The following is a 12,665-nucleotide window of genomic DNA, read 5'->3' on the forward strand; positions in this document are numbered from 1 at the left end:
AGGAGGATTCATTTTTTTATTTCCGCCGATTATCATAGTGACTTATGCCTGATAGGAATTACGCAGATTTCTTTCTCTTGGAGATTCGACGATTTTGCCAAGATGTTTTGCTTCGTACACGCTTCTTGGCAAGCACGCCTCCTCTTAGCGGACGTTTGCGGAGACGTCTATTGATGCGCTTATTGATACGTCTACTGCTGCGTCGAGTAAGTCTGGCACCGGAACGCGCGGTTCTACGTTTTCTTTTTTTACCGTATTTGCGAGTCCGTATGGAAGTGGAGGAAGCGGTTCTGCGTTTACGTGGGTAGTGAACTGGAGCAGCGCTCTCCTTAGCAGCAGGGATAGACATAGATGCATCAGTCCAATATCGAAGATCGCCATGTGTGCGAATGGTTGGCAGCTGTCCATAATGGACCAAGTGAAGAACACCGCGCTTGTGCAGGCTCGCAAGGTGGGCAGCAATTTGGGGATCGAGGAAGACCTGCAATTCCTCTTCTCTCGCTGTCGTCCACGTCGATAAGCGCCTAACATCGTCATCCACATATCCAGGGTGGCATAGAATCTCCGTGATTCCTTGCGGGGCATTGTTCACCAGCTTCAAGAGCAGGGATACACCTGTGTCTTTGCTAAATGTGTGCATCATTAGCGTGTCAGCAACCCATGGAAGTTCGGGATCCGGCCTACTAGGGTGCACACGCACAGGAAGCTGTTCCTGTTGAGCCAGGCGTTTGACCCATGCGTATACGCCTTGACTGTAGAAATGGATATGGTGGTGCGAATCAATATGGGTAGGATGAAGACCATGCTGCACCATGCGCTGATACTGGTTGTCGAGTTCAAGTGAGATATCTTGCTCTGTCCAATCATCCAGCATGCCGTGGAAGGAGCCGTCCTCTCGTACGAGAGAAGGGATAAGAGTTGGATCGGTAACAGGCGAGCCATAGGTTAAATTGCAGTGCAGTCCCACTCCCAGGGAGGGGGTAGATCGAGCAATGGACACAGCATCGAGGAAGCCAGGGGTGTTGATCATTAAGGACGCACTGCTGACTGTTCCAAGCCGGTGAGCTTCCAAGATACCGCGATTCACGCTGTTCGATAGACCGAGGTCGTCAGCATTAATGATTAAATATCGAGACAATGACAATCCCACCTTCTATTGTTTTAGTACTAATAGATGATGAGACGGGTGCAAAGGAAAGTGCAATTGTCCACATATCCATAAATTAGCTGACAATTAAAAAGGAGAACCCTATGCCCGTCTCGATTATTTGCCCACGGTAGGGTAATGAAGCAGTGTGATATAGCGGATCACTTCATCCGTATTATTGGTGTATGTATGACTTTCGTTCGCGGTGAAACGGAGCGCCATATTCGGTTCGAGGATATACGTGTTCCCGCCAATGCCGACTTGAAGCTGTCCATTCATGACCATGATGAATTCATCGACACCCTCGTAATGCGGCTCGGAGGTATAGCTGCAGCTCGGCTCGATGACGACACTATATACTTCAAATCCTTTATCCTGCTCGAACGGGAAAATTGGATATGCGCGGTAATCCCCCTCTTCTTCCACAAGGGGCGTCGTTTCGTCCATGTGCACAACGGTGACGTTCGGGGTTGATTCTTCCATTAAAGTTGCAAATGAAATACGGAGTCCATTCACAATTTTCCATAGAACAGAAATGGTTGGATTCGATTCTCCGCGTTCAATTTGCCCCAGCATACCCTTACTGACTCCACTCATTTCGGATACTTGATCAAGGCTAAGGCCCCGTGATTTACGTATTTCTTGTAGATTCTTGCCGATTTTCTTATGTATCGGTTCTGACATGGGATACTCCTCTCTGGTTGTCTATCCAATCCATTCCAAAATCATACAAATCACCATGTACAATATAACGCACAAACGTATAATATATTATACAGGAAAATGTTAGAAATATTTACTGCTTCTATTGTAAGAAAAAATCGAGGAAGGGGCAATCAGTTTATGACCCAAACGATGATCGGATTAGTGAAGGCAGAGCGCAAGCCTGGAGCAGTATTACAAGAGGTGCCTATACCTGCCTATGGCCCCCATGACGTACTCATTCGGGTGCAGGCATCCTCGATATGCGGTACGGATGTTCATATTTACAAATGGGATGATTGGGCTGCGCGGACCGTTGTTACACCTAATGTGTTCGGTCATGAATTCGCAGGCGTAGTTACTGCCGTTGGCAATGAAGTGACGAATGTGAAGCCAGGGGATTATGTATCAGGCGAAGGGCATGTGGTCTGTGGGATGTGCAAGGCTTGTCGTACAGGCAATGCGCATGTGTGCGCGAACACACGCAGCTTCGGCATAACGATACCAGGCTGTTTCGCGGAATATGCAGTTGTTCGAGACAGCAATGTCATCCATAACGATCCGAAGCTTCCGCCGCATATTGCATGCTTGCAGGATCCACTCGGCAATGCGGTGCAGGCTGCGTTGTCCGGCGATATCGTAGGCAAGAGTGTAGCGGTTATCGGCGTTGGACCGATCGGACTGATGGCGATCGCGGTTGCGAAGGCCTGTGGAAGCGGGACTGTAATTGCTGTAGATGTGAATTCGTACCGATTGGATATGGCCAAAGCAATGGGCGCTGATGTCATCATTAATAGTGCGGAGGAGCCGCTTGTCGACACCTTAATGCAGCATACTGGCGGTGAGGGCGCAGAGGTCGTGCTGGAAATGTCCGGTCATCCTGGGGCGATCCGCGATGCTTTGAAAGCGGCTGCACAAGCTGCTCGCGTATCTCTGCTTGGCATTCCGACAGAGGAAGTGCCATTCGACTTGGCAAGGGATATTATTTTCAAAGGTCTGCATATTGAAGGGATTACAGGACGGCGCATGTTCGATACTTGGTATCAGATCAAGGGTCTGCTCAATCGCGGCCGCTTGAATTTAGAGCCGCTCGTTACGCATCATTTCCGACTGGATCAGTATGAAGAAGCATTTGAGCTAATGGCGTCTGGGAAATGTGGGAAAATTGTATTCTCGCATGACCTTAACCGAGCAATATAGGTTCCTTAGGTGAAGGATTCAGATGATTCAACATGTAATCTAATTCGGGAGGTTGGACTAATGGCAGGATTTGAAGTAATCGAGGGTCAACTGAAGAGCCTGAAGGCAGAAGGACGGTATCGGCCGCTCACTGTATGGCAGGGAGGATCCGATTCTTGGATGACGTTACAGGATGGTCGCCGTGTGCTGCAAATGTCTTCGAACAACTATTTGGGATTGACGAAGCATCCAGCCCTTAAGAAAGCTGCCATTGAGGCGATTGAAGCCTATGGAGTAGGGGCAGGCTCGGTACGAACGATTACAGGGACACTTGACATTCATGACCGATTGGAGCAGCGCTTGGCGGAATTCAAGGGGACGGAGGCCACGCTTGTATTCCAGTCTGGTTTTACGACGAATCAAGGCGTGCTATCTTCTATTCTTGGTCCGGATGATGTGGTTATCAGTGATGAATTGAATCATGCGAGTATTATTGATGGCATCCGCCTTACGAAAACCAATAAACGCATATATGCGCATAAAAATATGGATCAGCTTGAAGACGTACTCAAGGAATCCGGCTCGTATCGTCAACGGATTGTGGTAACAGATGGCGTATTCAGCATGGATGGGGATATTGCCCCGCTGCCGAGTATTGTAGAGCTGGCTGAACGGTATGACGCCCTTGTCTATGTCGATGATGCGCACGCAAGCGGCGTGCTTGGCAAATGCGGCAAGGGATCTACTGATCACTTCGGGCTGCATGGCCGGGTGCATATTCAAGTAGGTACTTTGTCCAAGGCGGTTGGTGCTGTTGGGGGATATGTAGCCACCTCCCAAGTGTTGAAGGAGTATTTAACTCATACGGCGCGTTCGTTCCTGTTCAGCACGGCGCTTCCGCCTTCTGTCGCGGCAACATGCTTGGCAGCCATTGACGTTCTGCAGCGTGAACCGGAGCTGACGGAGCGGCTGTGGGCCAACGCGAATTCATTCCGTGCTTCCTTGCAGGCAGACGGATTCGATACCGGAGGGAGCGAGACGCCGATTATCCCGATTATTGTCGGTGATCCAGCACGAACGATGGCCTTCTCACAGCGATTGCTGGAAGAAGGGATATGTGCGCAAGGAATTGTATATCCGACTGTAGCGCTAGAGCGTGGCCGGGTTCGATTAATTGTAACCGCACAGCATACAGCTGATGATTTGGAGTTTGCACGAGATGTGTTGAAGAAGGTTGGCACTGAATTTGGAATATTGTAAGGTTGAGGAGGCTTGTAGATATGCTTAGGCATATCTGCAAGCTTCTTTGAATATTTTTTTAATGTAAGCGCTATATATAGCTGAACCGTTGAGACTAGTCGCAGCCTAATGACCGGAATCTAATGTAAAAAAATAACTATCAATCTTCGGATCTATGCAGTATAATACATAGAAATACATACATATGCACGTGAATAATAGGTGTTTTGTCACTATTTCAAAGTCGTCTTTTATGTTCATGAACCGTGGAATAACAGTGTTCTTTGACTTTATATGGTGGACAATCCCTCGGAGAGTTAGCGATACCTCTAAAATGTATATTTATAAATTTTCTTACAGAAATATAGAAAATCCCTATGGTAACAGAACGATACCCCATCACATGACCCAAGCGTCACCGCTCTGACATCATCGCCGTACAACTTTGCTTTTGAGCAGATAGCTTTTTCTTCATTAACGAGTTAGACAATCAATCTAATAAAGAGATATTTAGATTAAACGGAAGCATTTACAGGAATATGTAGTGAATATTCGGGGAATTCGACTTATTGATCATAAATTGAACCAATTTTACTATGTACATAAATTTACCAGTGGATTATAATTAGGCCTATGAAATTCCTACTGTGCTTATAGGGATAGTCGATAATAAACTTGTTCATTTCAGGAGGGTCAACATGAAGAAAACTTTGCTTCTTCTCTTATCTCTAACGATGGCTAGCAGCTTGCTTCTGGCAGCTTGCTCGAATGACAGTGCCGCACCTGCAGACCAAGGACAAAGTCAGGTGTCATCCAACAACTCCAGTTCGGGAGAGACCGCGACACCTCCTGCAGATTTGTTGACAGAACCGGTTAGTGCTTCGGATATGTCGAAGCTCCCAGAACAAGCGAAGAAGCGTACCGACACGATCATTGTCGGGTTGGTAGATCCGAGTGGTGCCTTCACACCTTACTTCCAGGAGAGCGGGTATGACGGCAACGTGTCCTCTATTTTGTATACTCCACTCGTTACGAATGACGAGAAGGGACTGCCGATTCCAGGATTGGCAGAAAAATGGGAGATTACGGAGGATGGAAAAACATTTACGTTCCACCTGCGCCAAGGCTTGAAGTTCAGTGACGGCTCACCGATTACGGCGGATGATGTTGCGTTCACATGGACACTAGTAAATGACAAGGGCTACACAGGCGAAGAAGATTTGTCCCTTATCGGTATCGTGGGTGCAAAGGACTATAAAGAAGGTAAAGCTTCTTCGATCTCAGGCATTAAGGTGATCGATCCGAATACGATCTCTGTCACCTTGGAACAAGGGAACTCTCAAGCATTGACGATCCTTGGCGGTGACGTATTGTCCAAAGCTTACTATGGCAAGGAATATAAGCAAGGCCAGCCGCTGGATTATATTAAAAACCTGCACGCCAATCCGGTTGGAACAGGCCCATACAAGCTTGATAAGTTCATTCCAGGGCAAGAGGTTCGCTTTATCGCCAATGAAAACTATTTCAAAGGCAAAGCAAAGACAGAGCATTTCATATACAAAACAACAGAAGGAGATACGTGGCAGTTCATTGAAACTGGTGAGCAGGACTACGGTGCCTTCACGGCGACACAAGAAAATATTGAGAAGCTGAAGGGATTGGGCTTCTTGAATCTCGTACCGGCGACAGCTAGCAACTATGGCTTCTTGGCATTTAACCATGAGCATGCGACATTCAAAGACAAACGTGTTCGTCAGGCTCTGACTTACGGACTTGATCGTCAATCCATCTTTGTAGATGCGAACCAAGGCGCAGGGCAAGTGGCGAACATTCCAAGCCCTCCAACATCTTGGGCATATACAGAAGAGGGTATTAACCCATATAACTATGATCCGGAAAAAGCAAAAACCCTGTTGGATGAGGCTGGATGGAAGGCTGGCAGCGACGGTATTCGTGAAAAGGACGGGCAGAAGTTGAAGCTTCACTTCATCGGTTCCAAGAGCAAGGGGAATGACTTGTTCGTAACGATTGCGAAGGAAAACTATGCGGCAATCGGCGTTCAATTCGAGCCTGAATTGTTCGCAGACTTCAACGCACTTGGTGCGAAATCAGACAGTGGCGATTACGACATTGCTTCCTTCTCAACGCCAGTTCTGGTGGATCCTGCGGATGGCGTTCGCCGTTTCGTGAACGGTGAAGTGAAGGGCTATGATAATCCAAAAGTAAAAGAATTGTACGACAAAGGCTTGGCAACCTCAGATATTGAAGAGCGGAAGAAGATCTACAAAGAGTTGTTCCAAGTTCTGAATGACGACATGCCTTATATCTTCACAAGCTATCGCAAGTCGGTATATGCCTACAACGGGCGTATACAAGGATTGAAGATTACTCCACTGACTGGTGTGGCAGGAAGCGTGTTCGACTGGGAATTGAAATAATGATCATAGGAGCCCCTGGCCTGCATTTTCATTCGCAGCCAGGGGCGAATGACTTCCAAAAGGAGTGCGAACATGAGTAATTTTTTGCTGCGAAGAATGTTGTACATGATCCTTATTTTGTCTGCGGCATCCATATTTATCTTTGTGTTATTCGCAATGATGCCAGGTGATTTTCTGGCGGGCAACACGAAGTTGTCGCCTGAACGAAAAGAAGAGCTCAGGGCCATATATGGTCTCAACCAGCCGGTATTGGAGCGGTATTGGAATTGGCTGACCAATGCATTTCAGGGCAACTTCGGATACTCCCTTGCACAGCAGAAGCCTGTGGTGACACTGTTCAATGATTACGTGTGGAATTCATTCTTGCTAGCCATTGTCTCTACCTTTTTCACATGGTTGTTGGCGGTCATTATCGGCGTTGTTTCGGCGTACAAGCAGTATTCCTTCTTTGATACAGCTGTAATGGTCTTTTTATTTGCTGCGATGTCAATTCCCTCATTCTTCATCGGATTGTACCTGATCAAGATGCTGGCCGTTGATCTGAAGATATTGCCTCCTGGCGGAATGATGACAACAGGAAGCAACGCTACAGGGATGGCCTATGTCTGGGAAGTCATCGACCATATGATTATGCCAGTAGCGGTTATGGTCTTGCTCGGAGTGGGTTCATTAACTCGATATTTCCGCAGCAATATGATTGACGTTATTCGGCAGGACTATGTCCGTACAGCCAGAGCGAAGGGGATGAAGGAGAGAGTGGTGCTGTATCGGCATGCGCTTCGCAATGCGATGCTGCCTGCGATCACCTTGATCGGCTTTGAACTTCCGGGCTTGTTCAGTGGTTCGATGATTATCGAGAAGATATTTAACTGGCCGGGAATTGGGCAATTGTATTTGCAATCTTTCGGGACGAGAGATTATCCGCTTCTCATGGGCTTTACGATGTTCATTGCCATCTTGACGATAATCGGTACGCTCATTTCGGATATTTTGTACAATGTCGCCGATCCGCGCGTCAGATTGCATTAAGGGGGTAGCAACATGTCATCCATTTCCGGCGGAATTACAGAGGTTCAGCGGACGGCGCCGGCAGCGGCTCGCACGTCGCTATGGCGTCAGGCTTTTCATAAGCTGTTGAAAAACAAACTAGCCATATCCGGCTTAATATTTTTCATTATTATGTTTCTGGCATGCTTCATCGGCCCTTTATTCTCTCCTTATGCGGACGGCAAGAGTAATCTGGCGATGATGAACAAAGCACCCTCGATGAAGCATTGGCTCGGTACAGACGGGCTCGGGCGAGATGTGCTGACGCGCTTGCTGCAGGCAGGCCGCATATCCTTGACGGTTGGTTTCGCATCTATGGTAATTTCGGTATGTATCGGCTCGATTCTTGGTGCGGTTGCGGCTTATTATCGAGGGATTGTTGATCAGTTTATTATGCGGCTTGCCGATCTGTTGTTAACGATTCCGGGCATGCCGATCTTGTTCATTTTAGGGGCAATGATGTCCGAATGGAAAGTTCCTACGGAATACCGCATGTATCTTGTTATGTTCATGCTCAGCTTTATTGGCTGGCCAGGACTGGCTCGGCTCGTACGCAGTCAGATGCTTAGTATTCGTGAACGAGAATTTATGCAGGCGGCGATTGTACTTGGACTCGATGATAAGCGGAAGCTGTTTAATCATATGATTCCGAACATAGCACCACTTCTTATTGTCGTCGCTACATTGAGTACAGGTGGAGCGATATTGAGTGAATCTGCGCTCAGCTTCTTCGGTCTTGGCGTTATGCCTCCTACTCCGACGTGGGGGAATATGATTGAGGCGGCGAACAGCTTGATGGACTTCGAGAAGCGCCCTTGGCTGTGGATTCCGCCAGGTTTTGCTATATTCTCTACAGTAATTGCAATTAACGTGTTCGGTGATGGTTTGCGAGATGTTCTCGATCCTAAACAGAAGAAGTAAGGGAATGACAGTTGATGAAGAATGTAATCGAAATTGATCATCTCAGTACTTATTTTTATACCGAAGCAGGGGCTGTTAAGGCAGTCAATGATATTAGCCTGCGTATTCGTGAAGGGGAAACCGTATGCATCGTCGGCGAATCAGGCTGCGGCAAAAGTGTAACCGCAATGTCCATAATGGGGCTCGTCGAAGAACCAGCGGGTAAAGTGGTGAACGGCAATATTCAGTTCGGTGGCAAGGATCTGCTCCACATTCCGAAGGAAGAGCTGCGCCAAATTCGCGGTAATGATATTGCGATGATATTCCAGGAGCCAATGTCCTCCCTCAACCCGGTACTTACGATTGGCAAGCAGATTATGGAGCCTCTCATGGTGCATCTAAAGCTATCGAAGAAGGATGCGCGGGCTCGGGCTCGCGAGCTGGTAGAGCTGGTTGGAATCTCTCGTGCAGAGCAGATCTTGGACAGTTACCCGCATCAATTGAGCGGGGGCATGCTGCAGCGGATTATGATTGCGATCGCGATGTCCTGCAATCCGAAGCTGCTCATTGCGGATGAACCGACGACGGCACTTGATGTAACGATTCAAGCGCAAATTCTGGATATGCTGCGTCAAATCAAAGAAGATTCGAACATGTCTATTTTGCTCATCACCCATGACCTTGGTGTCGTTGCGGAAATCGCTGATTACGTAATCGTGATGTACTCCGGCAAGATCGTGGAAGAAGGAGAAGTAGTCGAGCTGTTCGACAATCCGAAGCATCCTTACACACAAGGTCTTCTTCGTTCGAAGCCTGTTATCGGCCAGCGTCAGGATGACTTGTACTCGATTCCGGGGCAGGTGCCTAACCCATTGTCTTTGACTGAGTCCTGCTATTTCCATGATCGCTGTGACCGCTGCATGTCCGTGTGCACGACGAAGGAGCCGCAGCTGAAGGATACAGCTGAACGGCATCGGGTTGCTTGCTGGCTGTATGAGGAGGGAATTCAACATGGCTGAGACATTGCTCGAAGTGAAACATTTGAAAAAATACTTCCCGATCACCTCAGGCATATTCAATCGAACCGTTGGCCATGTGAAGGCGGTAGATGATATCAGCTTCACCATCAAGCGGGGGGAGACGTTCGGCTTGGTTGGCGAATCCGGCAGCGGGAAGAGTACGGTAGGGCGTACCATTATTCGTTTGTTGGAGAAGACAGAAGGCGAAGTGAAGTTTCAGGGGATTGATATCTATGGCATGCAGGAGAAGGAGCTGCGCAAGCTTAGACCGAAGATGCAGCTCATCTTCCAAGATCCGTACAGTTCTTTGAACCCTCGTGTTCGCGTCGGCGATGCCATTGGCGAGGCGCTGCTTAACCATGGGATGACCACGAAGGAAGAAGTTCGGGATCGAGTGCTTGAGGTTATGGAAGCATGCGGTCTATCGGCCTATCAGTATGATCGCTTTCCACATGAGTTCTCAGGTGGTCAACGTCAGCGCATCGGAATTGCCAGAGCGCTTATCCTAGACCCGGATCTCATTATTGCGGACGAGCCAGTCTCAGCGCTCGATGTATCGATTCAGGCACAGATTATTAACTTATTCCGCAAGCTGCAGAAGACACGCGGCTTGACGTATTTGTTTATCTCCCACGACCTAAGCGTCGTGGAGCATCTGTGTGATCGAATCGGGGTTATGTACTTGGGCACCATGATGGAGACGGCGTCGCGAGACGAATTGTTCCGCAATCCGCTGCATCCGTATACGAAGGCACTGTTATCAGCTGTGCCGATTCCGATACCGAAGCTGAAGCGTGAACGAATCGTCCTGCAGGGGGATATTCCGAATCCAGCCAATCCTCCATCTGGCTGTAAGTTCCACACACGCTGTCCGTTTGCGACCGATATTTGTCGTGAGCAGGTTCCCGTATTCAGGGATGTAGGCAACGACCATCAAGTGGCCTGCCACCTCGTATAAGCCGATTTTAATCACGAAGTAATGTAATGGGTAATTCGGCTGGTTTTGATACGCAAATCCAATAGAATGCCCCGACAGTCGGATTGCGACTTCGGGGCATTTTTCATATACCGGATAGGGACAACCACACCGACAGTTCTTATAGATGGAATGAAGAGGGAAATAAACAACAATAGTGCACAATAAACATGAACAGATTTTCGCATATACACACCTCGATTTTTAGGGGGGATCAGCTGTTACCGCTATGGGAAGGGGCTGATGTTCCATGATTTTACTGTTTCGATCCTATAATAACTTGAATACTTTTCAAATTGAAGAAAAATAATAGCACTTTACCAGTAATTTTATATAGTTATCCAAACTTGATCACATAACACATTGACTGACGTTTTTCAATTTCGTTATAATAGTGGACAATATGTATTAGGGAGGCACGGCAATGACAAAGCAACATCATGAAATGATCGTTGTCCTCGATTTTGGCGGACAATATAACCAGCTCATCGCACGTCGTATTCGCGATATGGGCGTGTACAGTGAACTGGTTCCATACAACACTTCAATCGAACGCATTCAAGAACTGAATCCAAAGGGGATCGTATTCTCTGGCGGTCCAGCGAGCGTATACGAAGAAAATTCACCAATGGTAGATCCGCGTATTTATGAATTGGGTCTTCCAATCATGGGGATTTGCTACGGTATGCAAATGATGTCGCATCAGCTGAAGGGTAAAGTTGAGCGTGCAGGCAAGCGCGAGTACGGGAAAGCTGATGTTGTATTCCAGCCAGGCAGTGAATTGGCACATGGCTTGGAAGCAAACCAAACGGTATGGATGAGCCATACGGACTTGGTTGTTGAGCTTCCAGAAGGCTTCCGCGTTGACGCGGGTACGGAGCATGCTCCAATTGCGGCAATGAGCCATCCGGAAAAACGTTTCCATGCGGTACAATTCCACCCTGAAGTACGTCATTCCGTATACGGTAATGAAATGATTCGCAACTTCTTGTTCCGTGTATGCGAATGTAAGGGCGACTGGTCGATGGAAACATTCATTGAGGACAAGGTGCAAGAAATTCGCGAGACAGTCGGTGATCGTAAAGTATTGTGCGCGCTTAGCGGCGGTGTAGATTCCTCCGTTGTAGCGGCACTTATTCATAAGGCAATTGGTGATCAACTGACATGTATGTTCATCGATCACAACTTGCTGCGCAAAGGTGAAGCTGAAGGCGTAATGGAGACATTCGTCGGCAAGTTCGATATGCATGTGGTCAAAATTGATGCACGCGAGCGCTTCATGAGCAAGCTTGCAGGCGTTTCTGATCCGGAGAAAAAACGTAAAATCATCGGCAACGAGTTCATTTACTGCTTCGATGAAGAGTCCGCGAAGCTAGGCGACTTCGACTTCTTGGCACAAGGCACATTGTATACGGACATCGTAGAGAGTGGAACAGCAACTGCTCAGACGATCAAGTCTCACCACAACGTTGGCGGCTTGCCTGAGGACATGAAGTTCAAGCTGATCGAACCTTTGAACACGTTGTTCAAGGACGAAGTCCGCAAAGTCGGCGAAGAGCTCGGCTTGCCGCGTGAAATCGTATGGCGTCAGCCATTCCCAGGTCCGGGTCTTGCGATCCGTGTATTGGGCGAAGTAACAGAGGACAAGCTGACTATCGTTCGCGAATCCGATGCGATCTTGCGCGAGGAAATCGCGAAGGCTGGCTTGGACAATGAAATTTGGCAGTACTTCACAGCATTGCCGGACATGAAGAGTGTCGGCGTTATGGGTGACGCTCGTACGTATTCCTACACAGTAGGTATCCGTGCGGTAACATCCATCGACGGCATGACGGCTGACTGGGCACGTATTCCGTGGGATATTCTTGAGAAGATCTCCGTACGTATCGTTAACGAAGTAGAGAACGTTAACCGTATCGTCTACGACGTAACATCGAAGCCACCGGCAACGATCGAGTGGGAGTAATTCCGTTCGAATCTTAATAAGTTAAAGGCTATACCGCGTTTAACCGCGGTAT

The 12,665-nt window shown here is 48.0% G+C and carries 10 protein-coding genes; 8 read left to right on the plus strand and 2 right to left on the minus strand.

Translation table 11 applies throughout. The features are described from left to right. Nucleotides 1-58 precede the first annotated feature (58 nt). Together BBG47_RS22645 and BBG47_RS22650 are read right to left on the minus strand one after the other, a co-directional pair. A complete protein-coding gene (locus tag BBG47_RS22645; RefSeq protein ID WP_065293603.1) occupies nucleotides 59-1,138 on the minus strand; it encodes a ChbG/HpnK family deacetylase in 1,080 nt (359 codons plus the stop codon). A gap of 126 nt (nucleotides 1,139-1,264) precedes the next feature. Further along, complete coding sequence (locus tag BBG47_RS22650) at nucleotides 1,265-1,831, minus strand: helix-turn-helix domain-containing protein (protein WP_065293604.1); 567 nt, start codon at nucleotides 1,829-1,831, stop codon at nucleotides 1,265-1,267. Nucleotides 1,832-1,990: 159 nt separating this feature from the next. Here BBG47_RS22650 and tdh point away from each other — a divergent pair, with 159 nt between their 5' ends. The 8 genes from tdh (at nucleotide 1,991) to guaA (ending at nucleotide 12,613) form a co-directional block, all read left to right on the plus strand. Then, complete coding sequence (gene tdh / locus BBG47_RS22655; protein WP_028533664.1) at nucleotides 1,991-3,049, plus strand: L-threonine 3-dehydrogenase; 1,059 nt, start codon at nucleotides 1,991-1,993, stop codon at nucleotides 3,047-3,049. A gap of 60 nt (nucleotides 3,050-3,109) precedes the next feature. Continuing rightward, nucleotides 3,110-4,288, plus strand: coding sequence for a glycine C-acetyltransferase (locus BBG47_RS22660; protein WP_065293605.1), 1,179 nt, complete (start codon nucleotides 3,110-3,112; stop codon nucleotides 4,286-4,288). Nucleotides 4,289-4,965: 677 nt separating this feature from the next. Next, the gene (locus BBG47_RS22665) at nucleotides 4,966-6,705 is read left to right on the plus strand and encodes an ABC transporter substrate-binding protein (protein ID WP_065293606.1); all 1,740 of its coding nucleotides are present in this window, start codon (nucleotides 4,966-4,968) and stop codon (nucleotides 6,703-6,705) included. Between the two features lie 72 nt (nucleotides 6,706-6,777). Further along, nucleotides 6,778-7,734: an ABC transporter permease gene (locus tag BBG47_RS22670; RefSeq protein WP_021259919.1), complete on the plus strand. Its 957-nt coding sequence runs from the start codon at nucleotides 6,778-6,780 to the stop codon at nucleotides 7,732-7,734. A 12-nt stretch (nucleotides 7,735-7,746) separates the two neighbouring features. Continuing rightward, nucleotides 7,747-8,673, plus strand: coding sequence for an oligopeptide ABC transporter permease (gene opp4C, locus BBG47_RS22675; RefSeq protein ID WP_094183204.1), 927 nt, complete (start codon nucleotides 7,747-7,749; stop codon nucleotides 8,671-8,673). Nucleotides 8,674-8,687: 14 nt separating this feature from the next. Continuing rightward, a complete protein-coding gene (locus tag BBG47_RS22680) occupies nucleotides 8,688-9,671 on the plus strand; it encodes an ABC transporter ATP-binding protein (protein WP_065293607.1) in 984 nt (327 codons plus the stop codon). Then, nucleotides 9,664-10,629 (plus strand): ABC transporter ATP-binding protein, encoded by a 966-nt coding sequence (locus BBG47_RS22685; RefSeq protein ID WP_021259916.1) that lies wholly within the window; start codon nucleotides 9,664-9,666, stop codon nucleotides 10,627-10,629. Before BBG47_RS22680 ends, BBG47_RS22685 begins: the two co-directional genes overlap by 8 nt. 442 nt (nucleotides 10,630-11,071) lie before the next feature. Beyond that, nucleotides 11,072-12,613, plus strand: coding sequence for a glutamine-hydrolyzing GMP synthase (gene guaA, locus BBG47_RS22690; protein WP_028533672.1), 1,542 nt, complete (start codon nucleotides 11,072-11,074; stop codon nucleotides 12,611-12,613). Nucleotides 12,614-12,665: the final 52 nt, after the last annotated feature.

Origin of the sequence: Paenibacillus sp. KS1 (genome assembly GCF_001680695.1) — a bacterium.
In the GTDB taxonomy this organism is placed as follows: Bacteria; Bacillota; Bacilli; order Paenibacillales; family Paenibacillaceae; genus Paenibacillus_B; species Paenibacillus_B suaedae.

Coding starts and splice junctions, on each gene's coding strand:
- BBG47_RS22665 (WP_065293606.1), top strand. CDS start 4,966: ATGAAGAAAACTTTGCTTCTTCTCTTATCTCTAACGATGGCTAGCAGC.
- BBG47_RS22680 (WP_065293607.1), top strand. CDS start 8,688: ATGAAGAATGTAATCGAAATTGATCATCTCAGTACTTATTTTTATACC.
- tdh (WP_028533664.1), top strand. CDS start 1,991: ATGACCCAAACGATGATCGGATTAGTGAAGGCAGAGCGCAAGCCTGGA.
- guaA (WP_028533672.1), top strand. CDS start 11,072: ATGACAAAGCAACATCATGAAATGATCGTTGTCCTCGATTTTGGCGGA.
- BBG47_RS22670 (WP_021259919.1), top strand. CDS start 6,778: ATGAGTAATTTTTTGCTGCGAAGAATGTTGTACATGATCCTTATTTTG.
- BBG47_RS22685 (WP_021259916.1), top strand. CDS start 9,664: ATGGCTGAGACATTGCTCGAAGTGAAACATTTGAAAAAATACTTCCCG.
- opp4C (WP_094183204.1), top strand. CDS start 7,747: ATGTCATCCATTTCCGGCGGAATTACAGAGGTTCAGCGGACGGCGCCG.
- BBG47_RS22650 (WP_065293604.1), bottom strand. CDS start 1,831: ATGTCAGAACCGATACATAAGAAAATCGGCAAGAATCTACAAGAAATA.
- BBG47_RS22660 (WP_065293605.1), top strand. CDS start 3,110: ATGGCAGGATTTGAAGTAATCGAGGGTCAACTGAAGAGCCTGAAGGCA.